This window comes from Streptomyces capitiformicae, assembly GCF_002214185.1.
In the GTDB taxonomy this organism is placed as follows: Bacteria; Actinomycetota; Actinomycetes; order Streptomycetales; family Streptomycetaceae; genus Streptomyces; species Streptomyces capitiformicae.
In genome coordinates, this window is the sequence record NZ_CP022161.1 from 4,782,432 (window position 1) to 4,803,579 (window position 21,148).

The 21,148-nt window shown below is 69.6% G+C and carries 21 protein-coding genes and 1 pseudogene; 9 read left to right on the top strand and 13 right to left on the bottom strand.

What is annotated here, in order from left to right; all coding sequences use genetic code 11:
* Positions 1-69 precede the first annotated feature (69 nt).
* Together glnII and CES90_RS21305 are read right to left on the bottom strand one after the other, a co-directional pair.
* Entirely contained in the window at positions 70-1,101 is a 1,032-nt protein-coding gene (glnII, locus tag CES90_RS21300) for a glutamine synthetase (protein WP_189781567.1), read from the bottom strand.
* Positions 1,102-1,397: 296 nt separating this feature from the next.
* The gene (locus CES90_RS21305) at positions 1,398-1,847 is read right to left on the bottom strand and encodes a MarR family transcriptional regulator (RefSeq protein ID WP_373313297.1); all 450 of its coding nucleotides are present in this window, start codon (positions 1,845-1,847) and stop codon (positions 1,398-1,400) included.
* Positions 1,848-2,042: 195 nt separating this feature from the next.
* Between CES90_RS21305 and CES90_RS21310 the strand changes: the two genes are divergently transcribed.
* A complete protein-coding gene (locus tag CES90_RS21310; protein ID WP_373313283.1) occupies positions 2,043-2,897 on the top strand; it encodes an alpha/beta fold hydrolase in 855 nt (284 codons plus the stop codon).
* Positions 2,898-2,899: 2 nt separating this feature from the next.
* On the opposite strand, the gene CES90_RS21315 is transcribed toward CES90_RS21310, so the two are convergent.
* Positions 2,900-3,577, bottom strand: coding sequence for an RlpA-like double-psi beta-barrel domain-containing protein (locus CES90_RS21315; RefSeq protein ID WP_189781568.1), 678 nt, complete (start codon positions 3,575-3,577; stop codon positions 2,900-2,902).
* Between the two features lie 134 nt (positions 3,578-3,711).
* On the bottom strand, positions 3,712-4,071 hold the full coding sequence (locus tag CES90_RS21320) for an arsenate reductase family protein (RefSeq protein WP_189781569.1): 360 nt from the start codon (positions 4,069-4,071) through the stop codon (positions 3,712-3,714).
* Positions 4,072-4,255: 184 nt separating this feature from the next.
* Here CES90_RS21320 and CES90_RS21325 point away from each other — a divergent pair, with 184 nt between their 5' ends.
* Both CES90_RS21325 and CES90_RS21330 read left to right on the top strand, forming a co-directional pair.
* Positions 4,256-4,570 (top strand): hypothetical protein, encoded by a 315-nt coding sequence (locus CES90_RS21325; protein ID WP_189781570.1) that lies wholly within the window; start codon positions 4,256-4,258, stop codon positions 4,568-4,570.
* Between the two features lie 229 nt (positions 4,571-4,799).
* A complete protein-coding gene (locus CES90_RS21330) occupies positions 4,800-5,456 on the top strand; it encodes a DUF4360 domain-containing protein (protein WP_189781571.1) in 657 nt (218 codons plus the stop codon).
* A gap of 134 nt (positions 5,457-5,590) precedes the next feature.
* On the opposite strand, the gene CES90_RS21335 is transcribed toward CES90_RS21330, so the two are convergent.
* Together CES90_RS21335 and CES90_RS21340 are read right to left on the bottom strand one after the other, a co-directional pair.
* Positions 5,591-6,772 carry a winged helix DNA-binding domain-containing protein gene (locus CES90_RS21335; protein ID WP_189781572.1) on the bottom strand — a complete coding sequence of 394 codons (1,182 nt, stop codon included), beginning with the start codon at positions 6,770-6,772 and terminating at the stop codon, positions 5,591-5,593.
* Between the two features lie 278 nt (positions 6,773-7,050).
* Positions 7,051-8,688 (bottom strand): alpha/beta fold hydrolase, encoded by a 1,638-nt coding sequence (locus tag CES90_RS21340; RefSeq protein WP_189781573.1) that lies wholly within the window; start codon positions 8,686-8,688, stop codon positions 7,051-7,053.
* A gap of 77 nt (positions 8,689-8,765) precedes the next feature.
* Here CES90_RS21340 and CES90_RS21345 point away from each other — a divergent pair, with 77 nt between their 5' ends.
* A complete protein-coding gene (locus CES90_RS21345) occupies positions 8,766-9,467 on the top strand; it encodes a hypothetical protein (protein ID WP_189781574.1) in 702 nt (233 codons plus the stop codon).
* 92 nt (positions 9,468-9,559) lie between these two features.
* Here CES90_RS21345 and CES90_RS21350 read toward each other — a convergent pair whose 3' ends face one another.
* The gene (locus tag CES90_RS21350; protein ID WP_189781877.1) at positions 9,560-9,766 is read right to left on the bottom strand and encodes a TetR family transcriptional regulator C-terminal domain-containing protein; all 207 of its coding nucleotides are present in this window, start codon (positions 9,764-9,766) and stop codon (positions 9,560-9,562) included.
* 313 nt (positions 9,767-10,079) lie between these two features.
* Between CES90_RS21350 and CES90_RS52005 the strand changes: the two genes are divergently transcribed.
* Positions 10,080-10,316 carry an alpha/beta fold hydrolase gene (locus CES90_RS52005; protein WP_373313298.1) on the top strand — a complete coding sequence of 79 codons (237 nt, stop codon included), beginning with the start codon at positions 10,080-10,082 and terminating at the stop codon, positions 10,314-10,316.
* 253 nt (positions 10,317-10,569) lie between these two features.
* On the opposite strand, the gene CES90_RS21360 is transcribed toward CES90_RS52005, so the two are convergent.
* Entirely contained in the window at positions 10,570-10,791 is a 222-nt protein-coding gene (locus CES90_RS21360; RefSeq protein ID WP_189781575.1) for an IS3 family transposase, read from the bottom strand.
* 71 nt (positions 10,792-10,862) lie between these two features.
* Between CES90_RS21360 and CES90_RS21365 the strand changes: the two genes are divergently transcribed.
* Complete coding sequence (locus CES90_RS21365) at positions 10,863-11,141, top strand: DUF5372 family protein (protein ID WP_189781576.1); 279 nt, start codon at positions 10,863-10,865, stop codon at positions 11,139-11,141.
* A gap of 374 nt (positions 11,142-11,515) precedes the next feature.
* A pseudogene (locus CES90_RS21370) lies at positions 11,516-11,707 on the top strand (transposase); the annotation flags it as partial.
* On the opposite strand, the gene CES90_RS21375 reads toward CES90_RS21370, so the two are convergent.
* Complete coding sequence (locus CES90_RS21375) at positions 11,655-12,395, bottom strand: DDE-type integrase/transposase/recombinase (protein WP_189781577.1); 741 nt, start codon at positions 12,393-12,395, stop codon at positions 11,655-11,657. The pseudogene CES90_RS21370 and the gene CES90_RS21375 overlap by 53 nt on opposite strands.
* Before the next feature lie 23 nt (positions 12,396-12,418).
* Entirely contained in the window at positions 12,419-13,144 is a 726-nt protein-coding gene (locus CES90_RS21380) for an NAD-dependent epimerase/dehydratase family protein (protein WP_229913671.1), read from the bottom strand.
* A 206-nt stretch (positions 13,145-13,350) separates the two neighbouring features.
* On the opposite strand from CES90_RS21380, the gene aroA reads away from it, so the two are divergent.
* The gene (aroA, locus tag CES90_RS21385) at positions 13,351-14,640 is read left to right on the top strand and encodes a 3-phosphoshikimate 1-carboxyvinyltransferase (RefSeq protein ID WP_189781578.1); all 1,290 of its coding nucleotides are present in this window, start codon (positions 13,351-13,353) and stop codon (positions 14,638-14,640) included.
* 12 nt (positions 14,641-14,652) lie between these two features.
* Positions 14,653-15,657, top strand: a complete 1,005-nt coding sequence (gene rsgA, locus CES90_RS21390) for a ribosome small subunit-dependent GTPase A (RefSeq protein ID WP_189781579.1) — start codon at positions 14,653-14,655, stop codon at positions 15,655-15,657.
* Positions 15,658-16,119: 462 nt separating this feature from the next.
* Here rsgA and CES90_RS21395 read toward each other — a convergent pair whose 3' ends face one another.
* The 3 genes from CES90_RS21395 to CES90_RS21405 all read right to left on the bottom strand — a co-directional run bounded on the left by CES90_RS21395 (position 16,120) and on the right by CES90_RS21405 (position 21,138).
* Complete coding sequence (locus CES90_RS21395) at positions 16,120-19,002, bottom strand: glycoside hydrolase family 3 protein (protein ID WP_189781580.1); 2,883 nt, start codon at positions 19,000-19,002, stop codon at positions 16,120-16,122.
* Between the two features lie 119 nt (positions 19,003-19,121).
* On the bottom strand, positions 19,122-19,832 hold the full coding sequence (locus tag CES90_RS21400; RefSeq protein ID WP_229913672.1) for a methyltransferase domain-containing protein: 711 nt from the start codon (positions 19,830-19,832) through the stop codon (positions 19,122-19,124).
* 247 nt (positions 19,833-20,079) lie between these two features.
* Positions 20,080-21,138, bottom strand: a complete 1,059-nt coding sequence (locus CES90_RS21405) for an aminotransferase class III-fold pyridoxal phosphate-dependent enzyme (RefSeq protein WP_189781582.1) — start codon at positions 21,136-21,138, stop codon at positions 20,080-20,082.
* Between the last annotated feature and the right edge of the window lie 10 nt (positions 21,139-21,148).

Below are 21,148 nucleotides of genomic sequence, written 5' to 3' on the forward strand. Positions count from 1 at the left end.
ATGCCCCACTGACAACGCCGGAGGGCGCCCACCTGAATCGGCGGACGCCCTCCTGAAAAGCTGGGTGGATCAGACCTGGCCGGCCTTCTCCAGCGCGGAGCAGCAGGTGTCGACGATCAGACGCGTCACGACGTACGGGTCGACGTTGGCGTTGGGACGGCGGTCCTCGATGTAGCCCTTGCCGTCCTTCTCGACCTGCCACGGGATACGGACCGAGGCACCGCGGTTGGAGACGCCGTAGCTGTACTCGTTCCACGGGGCGGTCTCGTGCAGACCGGTCAGACGGTCGTCGATGCCGGCGCCGTAGTTCTTGACGTGGTCGAGCGGCTTCGAGCCCTCGCCCAGCGACTCGCACGCGGTGATGATCGCGTCGTAGCCCTCGCGCATCGCCTTCGTGGAGAAGTTGGTGTGCGCACCGGCGCCGTTCCAGTCACCCTTGGCCGGCTTGGGGTCGAGGGTGGCGGCGACGTCGAAGTCCTCGGCGGTGCGGTAGAGCAGCCAGCGGGCCACCCACAGCTGGTCCGAGACATCCAGCGGGGCCAGCGGGCCGACCTGGAACTCCCACTGACCGGGCATGACCTCGGCGTTGATGCCGGAGATGCCGAGGCCGGCGGCGAGGCAGTTCTCCAGGTGGGCCTCGACGATGTCACGGCCGAAGATCTCGTCGGCGCCGACACCGCAGTAGTAGCCGCCCTGGGGGGCCGGGAAGCCGCCCTTGGGGAAGCCGAGCGGGGTGCCGTCCTGGAAGAAGGTGTACTCCTGCTCGATGCCGAAGATCGGCTCCTGGGCGGCGAACTTCTCGGCGACCTCACGCAGCGCGGCACGGGTGTTGGACTCGTGCGGGGTGAAGTCGATGTTGAGGACCTCGCAGAGCACGAGGACGTCGTCGCCGCCGCGGATCGGGTCGGGGCAGGTGAAGACCGGCTTGAGCACGCGGTCCGAGGAGTGGCCCTCGGCCTGGTTCGTGGAGGACCCGTCGAAGCCCCAGATCGGCAGCGCGTCCAGACCGGCCGGCTCTCCCGCGATGATCTTGGTCTTGGAACGGAGCTTGGCCGTCGGCTCGGTGCCGTCGATCCAGATGTACTCAGCCTTGAAGGTCACGGGACACATCCTTCGGGGTGGGTCACTAGGCGCAATTGCGGGTGCTACGGGTGCTGCGGCGCTGCGGCACTGAAACGCCGCGCTGATGCCCGGCAGCCTGCCAACGTGCGATTTCCCGATCATTGCTCGAATGTGAACCCCGTGTTACCGGGTGTCGCTGTGGCGCGACTCACTCCGTGAGGACGGCCGGAGGGCGTTCGCACCCGCTATGTCCTGGCTGTGAACGGGTGGGAGGACGTCCGGGCGGCGCGGCTCGTATGCGATGGGGTTGGCCGGGAGTGACGGCCTCGGTCGACCTAGTGGGCCTCGGTCGCCGCGTCCCGCACCCCGTTCAGGAAGCCGCGCACCGCCGCCAGTTCCCGCTCGTCGTAACCCCGCAACAGCTCCACCGCCCGCCCGATCAACGGCCCGAAGGCATCCCACCCCAGCTCGACCGCCCGCTCGTCGACCTCGACGAGCACCCTGCGCCGGTCCCGTGTGTCCCGCACCCGTCGTACGAGCCCGAGCCGCTCCAGCCGGTCGGTGAGCGCGGTGGCCCCGGCCGAGTTCAGCCCGAGCAGGGTGCCGAGCCGCCCGGACGTCATCTCCGTACCGGCCCTCCTGGCCTCCATCAGGGCGATCAGGGCGCGCACGTCGGTGGGGTGCATCCCGTTCCGGTTCGCGAACCGGGCGCTGTGCAGGCCGAGTTCGACGGCGACCTCGCGCAGGAGGTGCACGATCTCCATCTCACGCGCGTCGCCCTCCATCTCACGCGCGTCGCCCTCCATCTCACGCGCGTCGCCCTCCATCTCACGCGCGTCGCCCTCCATCTCACGCGCGTCGCCCTCCATCTCACGCGCGTCGCCCTCCATCTCATGCGCGTCGTCCGCCATGCCGCCCCGCCTTTTCTCTTGCTGAACTAGTATCTCGCTCAGCGAGATACTAGTGGGGGGTGACGGCTCGTGGGCTCCTTCGACATCCACGCGTTCGACGAGGCGTACGACAAGGTCATGGCCAAGTGGCCCGCGGACCGCGAGACGTTCGCCGTCTCCGGCGAGTTCGGCACGACCCGGGGGAGTGTGTGCGGCCCTGTCGGCGCACCGCCGCTCCTCCTCCTGCCGGGCGGTGGCGGCGCGACCTCCGCCTCGTGGTTCGCCAACGCCGGCGAGCTCGCGCTCACACACCGCGTGTACGCCGTCGACCTGATCGGCGAGCCGGGGCACAGCAGACGCGAGGCCGGCCACCCCCTCCGTAAGGCGGCCGACCTCGCGGCCTGGCTCGACGGGATCCTGCACGGCCTCGAGATCGACGCGACCGCGCTGTGCGGTCACTCGTACGGTGCCTGGATCGCTCTCCACTACGCCCTGTACGCGCCCCACCGGGTCCGTCGCCTGGCCCTGCTGGACCCGACGCAGTGCTTCGCGGGGTTCGGGACGGCGTACATCCTGCGGGCCGCCCGGATGATGCTGGGCCGCTCCGCCCGGCGCACCAGGGCGTTCCTGGAGTGGGAGACGGGTGGGGCGCGGGTGGACCCGGACTGGCTCCTGCTCCAGGAGGCGGCCGCCCGGTTCCCTTTCACCCGGCCGGTCACGGGGCCGAAGCCCGACCGTGCGGCGATGGCCGCGTTCGACGTGCCGACCCTGCTGCTTCTCGCGGAGAACAGCAGGGCGCACGACGTCCGTCAGGTGGCGGCCCGCGCCGCCGGGTCACTGCCGCGCGTCGAGGTCGCCGTCCTCGCGGACGTCTCCCACCACGCCCTGCCGCACACGAACCCGGCGGAGCTCAACAGCCGTCTGACGGCCTTCTTCGACGGCTGACCTCAGCCGACCTTCTCGATCAGGGCCCGGCGGATCAGGAACTTGCCCGGTTCCCGCACCTGTTCGAAGGCCGCGTTGTTCAGCAGGACACAGCTGCCGGAGGTCGAGGTGACCTCCACGGTCGTGGACTTGTTGTTGTCCAGGTTGGTCACCTTCAGCTTCGTACCGGCCGGGAACTGGTTGCTGGACGCGGCCGGAGCGCCGGCCTCACCGGAAAGGGTGACGGTGGAGCCGTTGCAGACCTGCTCACCCGCCGCCCCGGTGTCCCCGGTGTCCCCGGTGTCCCCGGTGTCACCGGCGTTCTCCGTGGCAGGTGACGACGGCTGTGCGGGTTGCGCGGGCTGTTCCGGCTGCGCGGGCTGTGCTGCCTGGGAGCCCTGAGCCGACTCCCCGACGACGCAATCCGACGCCTCCTGCTGGACCTTGATCTGCGCGATGACCGCCTCGCGGTTGGCGATGCGGGCCTCGGACTGCGCGTCCGGGTTGGCTCGTTGACCGTCGATGAACCGCTGGTTGTTGCCGAGCGCGGTGGCGAGCCCCTGGCAGACGTTCGAGTCCGCGGCGGTCTGGGCCGCGTTCGATGTGGCCGCCATGGCGAAGGCCCCGCCTCCCGCCACCGCCGCGGCACTGACGAACAGGGCGACCTTCTTCTTCGTGCCGAGAGTTCTCCTACGCGACATTCGCGCCTCCTGAGAGGTAGGGGAGCGTACGCCGCTATGTACGAGATGCCGAACGAAGTTACTCAACGGTCATACGAAAACTTCGACTCCGGAACTTCGACTCCGGAACTTCGACTCCGAACCCCCGTGGCTCGCTACCGCGACAGAGCGTCCCGTACGGCCTCGTCCGTGCGCCCCACCACCGCCGTACCGTCGTCCGCGGTGATGATCGGCCGCTGGATCAGCTTCGGATGCTCGGCGAGCGCCTTGATCCACTGCTCGCGCGAACCGGCGTCCCGCGCCCACTCCTTGAGCCCGAGCTCCTTGGCGGCGGCCTCCTGGGTGCGGGTGATCTCCCACGGTTCGAGCCCGAGCCGCTCCAGTACCTCGCGGATCTCGTCCTCGCTCGGCACGTCCTCGAGATAGCGGCGGACGGTGTAGTCGGCGCCCTCGGCGTCGAGCAGGTTGATCGCGCTGCGGCACTTCGAGCAGGCCGGATTGATCCAGATCTCCATGGCGCCCACGGTAGCGGGCGGTCGGGCGGTCCAGGAAAACCCGTGTTCCACCTCTGTCACAGGACCCCCAAAGCCCTTCTGGCCAGGGGCGATTGTCAGTGGGGGGTAGTAAAATAGAAGCAGTGTTCGAGGGTTGCCGACGGGGGATTTCCGGCGGCGCCCAGACCGCGACAGGAGGATGTCCGTGCCCGCTGCCGCACTGAAGTCGAAGCCGCTGCCCACCCAGTCCACCGCCCAACATCCCGTCCTGCTCGACCTGCCGTACGCGCCCGTGGTGAAGCACACCCTGCCGCCGGGCCGTCCGCGGGAGTGGTACATCACGCACAACCGGCGACTGAAGGCCATGCGCCTCGCGATCGCCCTGCTCGACTCCGGCGTCTACATGCCGAACCAGGCGCGCAACGAGACGATTCGGAGCACCGCCGAGGTGATCGGCGTGCACCCGCCGTCGGACACCACGTGCCACATGGTGCGGGCGCTGATGCGGTACAGCCGCTGACGCTGACGTCGACGCCGACGCTCCGCTGAGAAAAAGGGCGATCTCCGGCCGCCAGGGTTGGCCGGAGATCGCCCTAGCCCTGCCCGCCCGGGGTCCATACGATGCGGTCGCCCCTCGGTCTTCACAGCTCTTTCACAGGCCGCCCTTTCCTGGGGCGGTCATTCGCGGGCCGAGGGGGGTATCGCGCATGTCCCTTGACATGCGCATGACTCTGATTGGAGAACCCCCCATGGCTCGTGGTCTCCTGCTGGGCGGCGCCGCAGCCGCTCTGTTCGCCACCGCGCTTCCCGCGCAGACGGCGTCGGCGGACTCGCCCTTCGACAACCCGCCCCCGGACAAGATCGTCATCAAGGTCGCCACGGTGAACGGCTCCGGCTGTCCCCGGGGCACGGCCGCGGTCGCCGTCTCACCGGACAACACTGCGTTCACCGTGACCTACAGCGACTACCTCGCCCAGGTCGGAGGCGGCGCCCCGTCCAACGCGTTCCGCAAGAACTGCCAGCTCAACCTGATCGTCCACGTGCCGGGCGGCTTCACCTACGCCATCGCCAGCGTCGACTACCGCGGCTTCGCCTCGCTCCAGCGCGGTGCCAGCGGTGTCGAGAAGGCCTCGTACTACTTCCAGGGCTCCCCGGACACGGCCGCGAGAACGCACACGTTCAACGGCCCCTACGAGGACAACTGGCAGGCCACCGACGAGACCGACTGGGCCCAGCTGGTCTGGGCGCCCTGCGGTGTCGAGCGCAACTTCAACATCAACACGGAACTGCGCGTCAACCGGGGTTCGTCACCGGCCAACAGCACGAGCTTCATGACCATGGACTCGACGGACGGTGACATCAGCACGGTGTACCACTTGGCGTGGAAGGAGTGTCCCCCCAAGTGAGCCGATGGTGCCGGGCGCCCTCTGTTTCCTGGGCGCCCGGCACCCCGGCGGTTCTTTGAGGGCCGGTTGTATGTCTGCGGGTGAGTGGGGGGTTGCTCACGGGGGCGCCCCCAGGCTTTCAAGGGCGCGGGGAACTACCCCAACTCCCGTTCCAGAGGCGTCCGGATGCGCGGTGTGACCCGGGTCCCGTCCAGCCATCCCCGCAACCGCTCGGCCTCCAACGCGATCGCGGCCTCGGCCTCCCCGCCCACCCCCTCCGCCTCCAGCAACCGCCAGACGATCTCCCCGTCCGGCCGCTGCGCCCAGCCGCCCACCACGCGGCCGTTCCACCACACGGTCGGGCCGATGTTGCCGCTGCGGTCGAACAACGCGGGGCGAAGGCCGGGGGAGAGGAACCAGTCGCGCTGCTGCCAGCCCATCGCAGTGGGGTCGAGGGCGGGCAGCAGGGCGGCCCAGGGTTCGGCGGGGCCCGCGGGCGGCTCCTCGTCCCCGGCCACCACGTACCCCGTGCCCTCGTCCAGCGTCACGGCCCGCGCGCCTATCGCCGTGAGCGCCCGGCGGACCTCCGTCACCCGCCACCCCGTCCACCACTTCAGGTCGGCCTCGGTCGCCGGACCGCACGCGGCCAGCCAGCGGCCGAGCAGCGACGCCTGGGCCTCGGCCACGTCCAACTCGGCGTGTGGGGGCGCGACGGCCCAGCGGAACTGGCTGGATGTCCAGGAGCCGAGCGGGCGGCCCCGTACGACTCTGCCCTCCACGCCCAGTACCTTGAGCAGCCGGGTCGAGACGGTGTGCATGCCCTCGTAGCTCTTGCCGGCGGCGTACACGAACTGCTGCCGCAACCGCGGTTCGTCCTCGGCGAGTTCGGCCGCCGTCGCCTGGCCGCGTCGGGCCAGCGCGGCCAGCGTCGACTCCTCGACCTCCTTCAGCCAGGCCGCGTCGGGCGCCCCGGCCGCCGCCATCTGCTTCAGCAGCGAGGCTCTTTCCTTCGCGGCGACCGCGATGCCGGTCGACGCGTGCACCACGGCGGTCAGGCCGGTGGGGAACACGAAGACGGTGTGCCGCATGCCGTGCATCCGCACCAGCGTCCGGTCCGCGTACAGCGACCGTTCGGTTTCGGCCACCGTCCGCCCCGGATCGGCGAGCCGCGCGCCCACCGCCAAGTACACCGTCGCGGGATCCGTGCCGTGCAACGCGACCAGCGAGTCCGCGACCTCCTCCGGGCCCGCCGCCCGCCTGGATCCGGCCAACCGCTGCCGCGCCGCGAGCCGGTCCCGCCGCTCGGCCGTGCCGATGTACCGCCGCAAGTCCCCCATACCCTCCGCCCCTCCGCCCGTACGTCCGTCACACCCGTCGCAGAGGACATCCTCCCGGACACCACTGACAATCGGCTCCCACCCCGGCTCCCGTCGGCGTCCGGCCCCGGCACCCGAGATCAGGAGACGGAAGAACCGGGAGATCGAACGAGAACCAGGGAGGCGGGATGGAGCCGTACGGCATGCGCCGCCGCCCGCACGTGGCAGTCGACGCGGCGGCTGGGCGAACGTCATCGACCGAATGCCCGATAACCGCGCCCACGACCACACCCGCCCGACTACACGTACCGCTCCAACAGCCCGCCCACATAGGCCTCCAACCGCGCCCCCAACACCTCCGGCGTCAGATCCGACCGCCCCAGCTCCCGCCACGGCACCGCCAGCTTCTCCGCGTCGGGCGCGTAGGCGAGCGCGTCCAGCAGCCGCCAGTACAAGTGGTCCTGGCCCCCTGCCAGTTGACGCCCACCACGCGCCTCGTACCGCTCACGGAAGCCGAGCCCGTACTCCGCCCCGTGCAGCAGCGCCAGCGCGGTCGAGCAGTGGGCGACATCGAGGTCCGCCGGCCCCCACGAGGTCTCCACCCAGTCCACGACCCCGCTGATCCGCAACTCCTCGCCCTCGCCGGTGAACAGCACGTTCCCCGGATGGAAGTCCCGGTGCAGAAAACACCCCTCGTACGCGGGTGCCTCGCGGCGGATCACGTCCGCGGCCCGCTCCCACAGCGGGCCGCCGGGCGTGCGGACCCGCTCGGGCGACGTCCACGCCTGATACGTACGCGGCCGTTCCGCCGGTACGACCGCGTGGATACGGGCGAGTTGGCCGGCCAGCAGGTCCAGCCGCCCGTCCAGGTCCCCGTCGTCCTCCACCCGTACCGACCCCGGCAGCAGGGACATCAACAGCGAGGGGTGATCGGCGAGTTCGGCGGTCGGGTCGGCGGCGTACAGTCGGGGCGTCGGGATGTCGTCGTACGACGCGAGGAGGGTGAGCACCGCCGCCTCACGGGTCAGCAGTCCGGGAGCGTGCCGCCGGAAGAACGGCTTCACGAACGACCGCAGTACAGCGGCCGACCCGTCGTCCAGCGTCAGCCGCCGCATCTGCGAACTCCAGCCACCGCGCAGCGACTCCCACTCGCGCACGCTCCGCCCCTCCGGGAGCCGCTTGTCCACCCAGGCGCGGGTCGCCGTCCAGCCCCGGTCGCCCAGCCCCGCCAGTACGGCGTCGACGAACCGTCGGCGGTCGTCGTCGTGGTCCCGGAACCACAGGCCCACGTAGTGGTCGGCGGCGGGGATGCCGACCCGGGTGAACTGGGCCCGGGCGGCCAGCGCGTCCGTGACGGCGTCGGTCACGTCGGTCGGGATGACATGATCCGTGCCCGGTACGACGAGAACGGCCCGCCCGGTGTACGCCCGGAACGCCTCCAGCGCCGGCGACCGGCGCCAACTGCCCGGCGTACGAATGATGTCGCTGAACCGGCCGTTCCCCTCCCCGAACGGCACCAGCCACGCCTCCGCCCCGTACACCGCGGGCGCACACAGCCCGATCGCCGCCACGCGCTCGCCGTAGTGCGCGGCGAGATCGGCCACCGTCTGGCCGCTCATGCTGAACCCGACGACGATCAGGGGCGCGCCCGCTGGAACACGCGCCCCGATCACGGCGACCGCCTGTTCGAAACGCCGACGCAGACTCAACTCCGCCAGCGTGCCCGTGCTCTCACCATGCCCCGAGAAGTCGAAGGCGACCGCCCGGCAGCCCCGCGCCACGAACTCCCCGAGCAGCGGGACCAGCCGCTCCTTGCTGCCCTTGCCCGCGCCGTGCAGCAGCACCACGGTGGCCGCGGCCGGATCATCCCCGTCCCCGTACACCCCCCTCAGCAGCTCGCCGTCGCACTCGTGTGTGAAGACAGTGACTCCGCTCATGCGCCCCATTCACTCACGTGACGCACTCCCCGCTGTGCCGCGACTTTCTGGACGGGAAGAGGTGAGTGGGGCAAGTGGTGAGCGGACTGACACCCAGGGCCCGCGCGTTCCTGGATACCTGGGGGAGGAGGTCACCACGCATCGCCCCCGTCGTCGCCTCCGGCTCGCCGGAGTGGGCGAGGCAGGTGGTCCTCGCCCATGAAGAGGAATTCGGCGGACTCTTGTTTCCCGTGCTGGGCGGCGAGTTGTCCGGATGGATCCGACTCGGCACCAGGACAAGCAGGATCCGGACCTCCAGCGCCGGTGAACTGATCTTCAACTTCGCCGAGCCGCAGTTCGTCCAGTGCGGGCTGGTCTGCAGGGTGGACGGATACTTCGGTGTGTCGTGGTCGGAGGAGTTCCTGCCGTGGCACGCTGATGCGCGCCGCCTGATCGAATCGAGTGCCATGTGGGCCGGTCTCGTCGGATGGCGAACGTCAGCCCTGTGCGACGGGAAGCCTGACGATGCCCTGGCTGTGCTGCGGGGTCTGCATCCGGAGGAGTGCGGTTCGTCGCGTGAGACGGCCTGGTGGCGGGGCGACGACATCGCGGTCCATGTCGAGCCGCATCTCACCTACCTCCCGGAAGGCTCCTCTCGGGTTCACGTACTGACGTCCGGTTCGGAAGCCGATCGACGCGTGAAGCGAGCGCTCGAAGAGGCGGCGAAGGCAGGGGCTGATCTCCTGGTGAGGCCCCAAAACGGCTCGGTCGCAGCTCCTGAGGAGTCTCCCTTCCACTGAGTCAAAGACGGTGGGCCCCTTGCGAACGGCAGGGGCCCATCGTCGTGTCGAGGAGGACGAGTGACCCTTGGGTCTCGGCCGTGGGAATCCGGTCAGGGGCGGAGGTGGGCGGTCAGCCCCTCGAAGCAGCCGCGGTGTACGGCGGGCAGGTCCACCTGGTCGGGGTCCAGGGGCCTGAGCAGGTGGGCTCCTTCGAGGAAGGCTGCCACCTCTGTGGCCAGCGTCGCCGGGTCCACGTCCGGGCGGGCCGAGCCGTCGGTCGCCGCGCGGGTGAAGAGGGACGTCAGGTGGGTGCGGATGGCTCGGCCTCGGTGGCGGAACCAGGTGTGGAGGGCTGTGCCGGGGTCAGGTTCTCGGCCGTCAAGGGGTGTGGAAGGCCGTCAGTTCGCGTTCGGTGGCTGCCGTGTGCGCCGCGAGCGGTTCGTCCCCCTCGGCGGCGTCGAGCTGTGGGCTGAGGAGTTCGGTAGCCCCGGGCATTCAGTCGTGCTGCTGTCATGGGCGCCCAAGCGCAGGGCATCCAGTGGAAAGACGGGATCGTGCGGCGGCTGGTGGACGGGGGCGTGCGGGTGATCCGCTACGACCACCGCGACACCAGGCGCTCCTCCGTCGTCGATTTCGCCGCCCGGCTGTACAGTCGCCGACCTGGCCTCGGACGCGCTCGCCGTGCTGGACTCGTTCGGGGCGGAACGGGCGCATCTGGTCGGGGTCTCGCTGGGCGGGATCATCGCGCAGCGGATCGCCGTCACCGATCCCGAGCGGGTGCTGACACTGACGAGGCTGTCGTCCCAGCCACTGGGGCGCACGCGGCAGCCCGTTCCTTCCCTTCCGAGTTCGGAGGTATCACCGTGAACATCTCCGGACCGGGGATCAGCCGCGCACGCGAACCGTTCGAACTCGACCCCATGATGTGCGTGGGGGAGGGAGACAGGTTCCTGGAATGGAGTGAGGAGACCGGATGACACCGGCGCCCTGCTTGAAGCGGGGGTTTTCCTTGCGGCTATCGCTGCCCTCGCGCGACGATGATGCTGTCTCGGCGACGCCGACAGGAGGGTCTGTGGGAGGCCGACAACCTGAGGTTCCCCCGCTGCGCGGGAGTGGCTGACTAGCTGGTCAGGGCGGGTTGACGTGGTTTCAGGTTCACTGGTTCGGTCGCTGCCTGGTCGGCGTAGTGCTTCTCTTCGTACTCGATGGGGCTGAGGTAGCCGAGCCGCTTCTGGATACGGCGGGGGTTATAGAAGCCGTCGATGTACTCGAAGAGCGCGAGATTCGCCTCGGCCCTGGTCGTGAAGACGCGGCCGCGGATGCACTCGGTGTTGATCAGCATCCACAGGTTCTCCGCCAGGGCATTGGCATTCGCCGTCGAATGCGCTCGTTTCCCGCGATGACGATGGACGTGTGCAGTTGATCCGTCCGTTCCATCCCCGGTGCGGTGAGGATTTCGAGTTCCTGGAGCGGCTCAACTCGTGGCGCGGGGATGTGGTACTGGTCCTCGACGGGCAGGGCCACAGGTGTTCGTTCCCGCTGGAGTGGACCGATATGGCGCCCGTGGACGCGTTCGTCGCGGCGGCCGGCGGGGGCTGTCCGTATCGGACCGGGGATCTGGTCGAGTTGGCGGATCTGGTTGCCGCCCGGGTGCCCGGTGGCCGGGGCGGTGTCGGGGGGATGGCGCCGTGATCGTCGTGGGATTGAGGCCGCTGCCGGGGGCGCTCGCGGGCGCTGCTGGGGGCGTGCGAGGGCTCGGGAGTCTCTGTGACCTGCGCCTTCTGCTTCTCTGGCCGGTTTTTGCGCTCTTGGCCTGTGCGGTGGCCGGTCTGATCCTGGTGACATCAGGATCGACGGGGAGGCGCGATGAGCTGGCAGACGGGCAAGAAGGCGGCGCTGGAGGAGTTCCCGGCGCTCAACCCGCGGCCCGAGGCGGTGACCGACGAGGGCTTCGCTGCTTGTCCGTTCCTGGATCCGGCCGATGTGGTGCAGGTCAAGTACGAGATGGTGCGCCGGGTGAGGGTGGACAAGGTGCCCGTGGCCCGTGCGGCGGCGGCCTTCGGGTCACCAACGGACTCCTGCGCCAGTACTTTCCAAAGGGCACAGACCTGTCGCGATGGGAAGCCGGTGAGCTCGAAGCCGTCGCACCCGCACTCAACAACAGGCCCCGCAAGACCCTCGGTTGGAAGACACCTGCCGAAGCCCTCAACGAACATCTCCTATCGGTCCAGGAAGCCGGTGTTGCGTCGACCCGTTGAGTCCGGGCTGCGTGTCGTGGTCGGCGTGGTGGACGAGTTCGCCGGGGGCGACCTCGCGGCTGGCCAGCGCGTACTCGAGGGAGGTGAGGACCAGGTCGGCGTCCGCGCGGGCGGAGGTCTCCCAGGCCACGACTCTGCGGGAGAAGGCATCACGGATCGCCGACAGCCACAGTGGCCCCTCCAGGGTGGGGATCATGGTCAGGTCGGTGACCCACAGCCGGTTCGGCGCGGGTGCCGTGAAGTCGCGTTGCACCAGGTCAGGGGCGAGGTCGGCGTCCGGGTCGCGGCGGGTGAAGCCCTTGCTCCTGCGGAGGCTGATCCCGGCCAGGCCGGCCTCACGCAGGGCGGCGAGGCATTCCGGGGGCTGGTTGGCGACGATGCACACCTCGTACTCCTCGGCGAGGTAGCTGAGCGCGTCGACGGCTCCAGGAATGGGCTGGACTAACGAGGTCCAGCGTTCGCGGACGCTCTGCCAGCTCTTCGTGCCGTTGGGCGGGAAGAGGCTGGGCGGAGGCGATCCGGGTGCGCGGCGCTGGTAGAAGTCGCGCATGGCCTGGAGGAAGGCGTCCATGGTGAGGGTGGCATCGTCCGCGCGCGTGAGTTCCCAGATGCCTTGGAGCCAGGCGAGGTCGAAGGGTTCGTAGTAGAGGACGCCGCCGACGTCGACGGCCAGGGTGCGGCCCGTCATGATGTGACCGCCCGTCCGGCGGCTCAGGTGAACCACTCGGGCTTGTCCGCGGTGTCGTTCTCGATGCTGAGGGAGGTCGCGGGCTCCACGGGGCCGTGTTCACGGGCCCAGGTCGCGGTGCGTTGCAGACCTTCGGCGAGCGGGGTGTCGACCCAGTCGCCGAGCGTTTTACGGGCGAGGCTGTTGTCGGTGTACGCGGCGTGGACCTCGTCGCGGGTGGCCAGGTGCATGATCGGGTGGTCGGGTACGCCCATGGCGGTGCGCACGGTGTGCGCCATGTCCAGCACAGTGGTGGTCTGCGAGGAACCGACGTTGAAGACCTGGCCCCAGGCGGCCGGCTGGTCGGACGCGGTAAGGAACGTGCCGACGATGTCCGGGGCGTAGGTGAAGGCGTGGATCTGGCTGCCGTCTCCGTACACGCTGATCGGCTCGCCGCGCATGATCTGGTTGAGGAAGATGGCGACGGCGTTGCGGTACGGGTCGCCCATGTTCTGCCGCTCGCCGTAGACGTTGTGCATGCGCAGGGCGAAGTACGGAAGGCCCTGCAGCTGCATGGTGACGGCGAGTTCGCGCTCCACGGCGAGTTTCGCGTTGCCGTAGCTGTCGGCGGGGACGGGCCGCTCGTCCTCGCGCATGGGGACGTGTCCGTGGCCGTACACGGCGACCGACGAGGCGAAGCCGAAGAACCTGACCTTGGCGGCCAGCGAGGCGTTGATCAGGTTGATGCTGCCCAGCACATTGCCGCTCAACCGGCCAGGAGCCCCAAAAGCAACGGCAACGGCATTGCCATGGGTTCGACAGGGGGTACCAGTCATGCCGGGCCCGGAGGCCAGCGGCCCTCTTGCAGGACCACGAAGACCATTACGGGGGACACCCTCCCCCGTACCCCCGGCCGGGCACGGCGCCGCCCTCGGCTGGGGCCGACCTCGTGAAGCGAACCGAATAAAGTAAAGACATGACCGCGAACCCCACGCACACCGCCCTCTGGCCCGCGCCTCTCGCGGGGGGAGGCGCCGGTCCGACGGGAGCCGTCGACGCGACGGTCCAAGTGTCGGGGTCCAAATCCGTCACCAACCGTGCCCTCGTCCTGGCCGCCCTCGCCTCGGAGCCGGGCTGGCTGCGCCGCCCGCTGCGCTCCCGCGACAGTCTGCTGATGACGGGCGCGCTGCGCGCGATGGGCGTGGGCATCGAGGAGGGCGTGGGCCCGGACGGTTCCGGTGAGGCCTGGCGCGTCATCTCGTCGGGCCTGCAGGGCCCGGCCACGGTCGACGTCGGCAACGCCGGCACGGTGATGCGCTTCCTGCCGCCGGTCGCCACGCTCGCCGATGGGCCGATCCGGTTCGACGGCAACCCCCGTTCGTACGAGCGTCCGCTGCACGGTGTCATCGACGCGCTGCCGCTGACGCTTCACGGCGGCGGCGCCCTGGACGGCGGCCCGGTCGAGATCGACGCCTCGTCGTCCTCCCAGTTCGTGAGCGTGCTCCTGATCTCCGGCCCGCGCTTCAACCAGGGCCTCGAGGTCCAACACACGGGCTCGTTGCCGCCCTCCATGCCGCACATCCGCATGACGGTCGACATGCTGCGCGCGGTCGGCGCCCAGGTGGACACCCCGGAGTCGGGCGGCGAGCCGAACGTGTGGCGGGTCACGCCGGGCGCCCTGCTCGGCCGCGACATCACCATCGAGCCGGACCTCTCCAACGCCCAGCTGTTCCTGGCCGCGGCCCTGGTCACCGGCGGCAAGGTCGTCATCCCGGACTGGCTGGCGCACACCACGCAGCCCGGCGACGCACTGCGGGACATCTTCACGCAGATGGGCGGCAGCTATGAACTCACCGAGAAGAGGCTTGAGTTCACCGGTTCCGGCTCGATCCACGGCATCGACGTCGACCTGGGCGAGGTCGACGAGCTGACCCCCGGCATCGCCGCCGTGGCCGCCTTCGCGGACTCCCCGTCCACCCTGCGCGGCGTCGCGCACCTGCGTCTGCACGAGACGGACCGCCTTGCCGTGCTCACCAAGGAGATCAACGAGCTGGGCGGTGACGTGACCGAGACCGCCGACGGCCTCCACATCCGCCCGCGCCGTCTGCACGGCGGGATCTTCCACACGTACGATGACCACCGCATGGCGGCCGTGGACGCGATCATCGGCCTGGCCGTGGAGGGCGTACAGATCGAAAACGTGGCGACCACCGCCAAGACGCTGCCGGACTTCCCCGAGCTGTGGGCCGAAAGGCTCGGGGCGTAGGGACGTAACGCGATGCGCCGCTACGGCAAGCACACCGACGAGGACGACATCCGCCAGCGCCCCAACCGCAAGGGGAACCGGCCGCGGAGCAACATCCGGCCCAAGCACGAGGACGCGGCGGAGGGCATGGTCCTCACCGTCGACCGGGGGCGGCTGACCGTCCTGATCGACGACACCGCGGTCACCGCGATGAAGGCCCGCGAACTGGGCCGCAAGGCGGCGGTGGTCGGCGACCGCGTCGCCGTCGTCGGTGATCTGTCCGGCAAGAAGGGCACCCTCGCGCGCATCGTCCGCATCGAGGAGCGCACCTCGGTCCTGCGCCGCACAGCGGACGACGACGACCCGTACGAGCGGGTCGTCGTCGCCAACGCCGACCAGCTCGCCATCGTCACCGCCCTCGCCGACCCCGAGCCGCGCCCGCGCATGATCGACCGCTGCCTTGTGGCGGCGTACGACGGCGGCCTCGACCCGCTGCTGGTGCTGACCAAGTCGGACCTGGCCGCGCCGAGTAAGATCCTCGACCTGTACGGGGACCTCGACATCCCCTACGTTGTGACCAGCCGCGAGGAACTGGAGGACGGCACGGCCGTCCAGCGCGTACGCGAGCAGCTCGACGGAAAGGTCACGGCGTTCGTCGGGCACTCGGGCGTCGGCAAGACGACCTTGGTGAACGCACTGGTCCCGGCGGACAGGCGGCGTACGACAGGACACGTCAACGCGGTCACGGGGCGCGGCCGCCACACGACGACGTCGGCGCTGGCGCTGCCGCTCTCGGACGACGCGGGCTGGGTGATCGACACCCCGGGCGTACGCTCGTTCGGCCTGCACCATGTCGACCCGTCGCGCGTCATCCACGCTTTCCCGGACCTGGAGCCCGGCACGGTCGACTGCCCGCGCGCGTGCAGCCACGACGAGCCGGACTGCGCCCTGGACGCCTGGGTGGAGGGGGGCCACGCGGACCCGGCCCGGCTGTACTCGCTGCGCCGCCTGCTGGCCACGCGGGAGCGCCAGGCGTGATGCGTGCTCAGGTGGTGAGACTCCGGCGTGATCGCGGTAGAGGGCGTCGACGAACCAGACCTGTCCGTGGCGACGATTCACGGGGAGGCGCCACCAGATCCGAGTCTGTCTGGGATGGATCGGACACCAGATCGTGGGCGACCCGCTGTTCGAATGCAGGCGGGCGCGACCGGAGGCCGTACCGCGCTGCACTCGCTGCGACTCGCGTTCGATGCATCGTAGGCCGGTGGTGCCCACATACATGTGGAGGCTCTTCCCGGAGGACGACTGCTGGTCTCCGCTCGACGACACGGTCTCCGCACAGGAGACGGAGAAGCTCCCGGGCATGATCGACGGGGAGTGAACACGAGGAAAACGGGCTCGCCGACGCCCACGTACCCGAGCCACAGCAACGCGGCGCCCGGACGTGGACCGCCGCGTTGGCCGGTGAAGGGGGCGCCGCGGGAATCCCAGCCTGCCTCGTCAGGCCGTTTCCGGGTCACGGGTCAGGGAGAAGGAAGCCAGCAAGGCCGGGCCGGTGAACAGCAGATACACATCGTGGCGTCCGTCCTCCGCCTTCGCGGCCGCGGCCACGGTGGTCCACGGCCAACGGCCTTCGCGCTCCGGGACCTCGAGCGTCGTGATGGAGGTACCGCTGGACGGAGCGTCGAGACACACCTCGATGCCGACCGGGCCCGCCTGCGTTCGGTACGCCTGGGCGACGACGCCTGTCACGTCACGCAAGGCGACATCACGGAACAACAGCCAGGATCCGGCGCCGACGGCCTCGACCGCCTCCCCGCTCCGACGCGTCTCGTCGACCAGGCGAACGCCATGGCAGTCGTCGAAGTCGATCGCGCGGACGATCCGCCCGCTGAGGTCGCGGGGCGGCAGCTCCTCGGCCCTCACGGTGAGGGCTGAGGACTGCCGCACGTCCCCGGCGGATGGGCCGACCATGATCTGGTGCTCTCCGGGTTCCACCCGGTACGTACCGCTCTCGACGTCCCAGAACGCGAGCTCGGCGACCGGCAGGGCGAACTCCACGGTTCTGGTGGTGCCGGCCGAGATACGGACGCGCTCGAAACCGTGCAGTTCACGGAGAGGCCGTGGGACGACGCGTCCAGGCGCCCTGACGTAGAGCTGGGGAATCTCATCGCTGTCGACATCGCCCAGATTGGTGATGTCGACGCTCACCGACACGGTGTCGCCGCTCTCGCATGATGTGGCACTCAGGCGGAGCGGGCTGTAGTGGAACGTGGTGTACCCCACCCCGTGCCCGAACGGGAAGAGCGGCTCGGTGCGCAGGTACAGGTACGTCTTGGCGCTCTTCACGATGTCGTAGTCGGAGATGTCCCCTACTTGTTCCAGTGACCGGTACCAGGTCTGCGGCAGGCGGCCGGCCGGGGCGCTCCGGCCGGTCAGCGTATCGGCGAGCCCGTTGCCGAGCTCCGGACCAGCGTGCGAGGACCACAGAAGCGTCGGCACGTGTTCGGCCGCCCAGTTCACCGCAAGGGGAAACCCGCTGATCAGCACGGCCGCGGTCCGTGGTGTCACCTCGTGGACCGCCTGCAGCAGTTCCTCCTGCCGTCGCGCCAGGCCGATGTCGGCCCGGTCGTGGCACTCGCGCCCAGGAATGCGGGGATGCGATCCGACCACCACGACCGCGACGTCGGCCTCCGCCGCCGTGCGTGCCGCCTCGGCCACCCCGTCGACGAGCGTCTCCTGCCGGAAGCGGACGGCTTCCTCGGGGGTGGTGGCGGAGAACCCGACGCTCCCGTCCTCACCCACCGCCGCGTATCGCTCGGTGTAGACGTTGCGCAACACCACGCCGTCGTCAACGGGGACGAAGTGGAACGTCTCATAGACGTCCCAGCCGAGACCTGGCTTCTCCTGGTCACCGACGAGTGCGCCGTCGTCCCGGCGCAGCCGCAGGAACATGCGGGTGGCTGCCGAGCGGAGACTGTACTGGCCCTCGCCCCAATCGAACAGATCGAAGGAGTGCTCGGGCCCCAGGGGGCCGGTGTCGATCCTGGCCGGTGCGTCCTCGCCGCACGCCAGCCGACCGCCTTCCACCGGGCGCAGCGCGATGCGGTCCACTCCCTCCGAGTAGCCGACGAGATCGGCTCCGAGCGCTTCACGCAGGCCCGAGAGCGGACTGACCTCGTACCCTGCCTTCCCGGCGTACCAGTCGAGAAAGACCTGGTCGGCGAGGGGGCCGATGACGGCCACCCGGCTGCCCGGGCGTAGCGGCAGAACTTCGGGGGAGTTCTTCAGCAGCACCATCGCCTGGCGGGCCGCCTCACGGGCCAGTGCCAGGTGCTCCGGGGGCGCCGGCTCCGCGGACCGTTCTGCCGGGCGGGCCGGCCGGTCGAACTCGCCCAAGGACATACGCATGCGCAGGAGTCTGCGGGCCGCGCGGTCGATGTCCGCCACGTCCAGCAGGCCGTCGGACAGGGCCGTGCGGAGGGCGTCGAGGGTGACACTCGAATCGTCGTCGTGGTCAGTGAAGTTGTCGACACCCGCCAGGAGGGCCGCGGCGTACGCGTGCGGCCGGTCCTCGTAGTACCTGTGTTCGTGCACGAGGTTGCTGGGTGCGTAGGCGTCCGTGACGACCACCAGGTCGGGCTGCTGTCGACGCAGCTCGGCGAGGTACGGGCTGAGCGAGTTGGGACGGCCGTTGAGGGCACTGTAGGACGGCATGACACCGCTGACCACACCGGATTCGACCGTGCGCTGGAATGGAAGGATGTCGTATTCCCGCAGCACCCGTGGCCGCACCTGCGAGGAGGTGGTGACGTTGCCGGACTCCTTGTTGTAGGCCATGAAGTGCTTGAGTGTCGGGGCGGTCGCCAGAGGCAGCGTCGCCTCCCCGGTGTCGCCTCCGCGCAGACCGCGGCAGTAGGCCGTGGCCATGGCCACGGTGTGCCGCGGGTCTTCGGAGTACCCCTCTTCGTTGCGGCCCCACCGGGGGTCCCGCAGCAGGTTGACAACCGGCCCCCAGACGTTGAGGCTGCACTGCGGATCGCGCTCGTGGTGGGCGCGCACCTCGGTGGCCACGGCCCTTCCGACCTGTTCGAGCAGCTCTGCGTTCCATGTCGCGCCGAGCCCGACGCCCTGGGGGAAGACGGTGGTCGGCAGTGGGCTGGTCTCGACGACGGCACCGTGCAGTACCTCTGTGCCGGTGTGGAACGCGGCGAGACCCAGCCGGGGAACCGCAGGCGCCCACTGGTGCAGCATCGAGATCTTCTCGTCCAGCGTCAGCTGCGCGAGCAGCGAGTCCACCCGTGCGTCCAGGGGGAGAGCGCGGTCGCGGAAGGGCTGGACCTCCGGTGCGTCGTCTGCCGTCGATGGGGACAGGTTGTTCACTGATTCGCTCCTCATGGGGTGGCCGAAGCCGGTGACGCGAAAGGCGACGGGCGGGTGCCCGGGGCGGTGGGACGGGCCCGGGGCCGCCTGGGTGTGGTGGATGCCGGTGCCATGGGACCTCAGGACGCGGCGGATGTCTTCGGCCGCCGAAGGACCACTCGCATGTCCCGGCACCGGAAGTTGCGGTACTTCGGTCCGAACCGGCGGTTCAGTCCCAGTTCGGGATCCTGGCTGAGCAGCCTGGTGAACGCCGGGTGGCGGTACGGTCCGTCGGGGTACTTCGACTCGTAGTCCACCACGTGCTGGCCCTCGAGTGACACCAGCGTCAGGCCCGCCTCGCGGAAGGCCTCGAGGTAGTCCTCGAAGAAGCGGCGGTTGATCCAGTCGTCGTGGTAGACGCTGTGGACGATCTTCTGCACCAGGCCGGGGGCGAAGTACTCCTCCAGCATCTCGCCCATTTGCTCGGGCTCCAGCATGAGGTGCGTCCAGTGCGGTATCGGATTGTCTGCCCAGAAGATCAGGTCGCGGCCCTCCCAGGAGACGTTCTCCAGATGGTGTCCGTCCGGCCCGGACCAGATGGGGCCGTAGTGCGCGTACACGTAGCCGCCGGGTGCCAGGGCGTCCCGGATGGCGAGCATGGACTCCGTCAGATCGGTCATGTGCTCGAAAGCGTTGCATGAGAAGACCAGGTCGAAGGCGCCCCGCTCGAGTCCGGCCTTCTCGACCGGCTTCCCGATCACTTCGTGCCGGTCCTCGCTGGAGTCCTGGGCGAGCGGATCGACCGAAACCCAGCGTCGGTGGTCCGGAAGCCCGGCAACGGTCGAGGCCATGCTCCCGCCGACCTCAAGGACGTTCGCCCCTCGAACGTCGAACTGACTCATGAAGTCTCGAAGGACGGTGTTCTGCGATTCGGCCACGACGGTCCGCTCTCGCAGCCGCTCCGGTAGCGGCCCGTCCCACCACTGTCTCAAGGAGTCCGTCGTACTCTCCTGCGGAAGGGTGTTCGCCACGTTCTGCTCCAAATGACTCGTGACCGGTGGTGGGCGGCGGGATGGCGCGGCCGAGGCCGAAGGGCGACTACAGCTTCCGTACCGCGGCCGTGAAACGCTCCATCAGCACCTCGGTCTGTTCGGCCAGCCGGTAGCTGATGTTGAAGTCGTCTTCCACGTCACAGAAGACGCCGTGACGCAGGAGTGTCTGCTGCAACCGCTCCCGGACCCCGCTGTCGTCGGTTTCGTCCAGCTCGAAGCTTGGCCCCCAGCCGACCAGCTCCAGCGGAATGCCGTGTTCCGTGAAGAGGCCGCGCAGCTGGTCGACCACCCACTCGCCCGCCGCGGCCACTGTTCCGGGCACGTCCCAGCGCTGGGTGAGATCGAGTGTCGTGAGGGCGGCGGCGAGAGCGGTCTGCTCGTGCTGGTAGGTGTTCCAGACGTGCGAACGGTGGTGGGCCAGGGCCATCTCGCCCCGGCAGACCACCGCGGAGATCGGAAAACCGTTGCCCAGTCCCTTGGAGACGGTGACAGCGTCGGGGTTGAGGCCGGCGCGGGCGGTGTAACCGCCGGCGCCGGCCCGGATCCCCGTCTTGACCTCGTCGAGTACGAAAGCGCAGCCGTGCTCGTGCGCGATGCGGTTCAGGTCTTGGTAATGCTCGGGCGGGTACCGGTGCGGGAGCGGTGTGACCACGACTGCACCGATCTGGTCGGCCCTGCGCCGCAGGACCTCCCGCAGTTCTTCCGGGCCGCCGTCCAGCCCGGTGGCGTACGACGGGAACAAGCGGTACTCCGGCACTGCCTCCAGGTGCCAGTCGTGCCATCCGTGGTACCCGTAAGTGAGGACGCCCTGCCTGCCGGTGGCGTGCTGGGCGAGGCGCACGGCTGCGGTTACGGCGCAGGAACCCGTCTTGAAGCACAGGACCCGACTTCCCCAGGGGAACCAGTGCAGCAGGGCCTGTGCCAGTTCGAGGCGGCGAGGACTGGCGCTGGTGTAGAAGAGGTTGCCGGACGCAGCGGCGGCCGTGACGGCTTCCACGACCGCGGGCTCCGCGTGCCCGACGAGCACAGCACCGAAGGCGCTCGTCAGATCAAGGTAGTCGTGGTCGTCCAGGTCCGTGATCACGGCCCCGCTGCCATGTGTCATTACACACGGG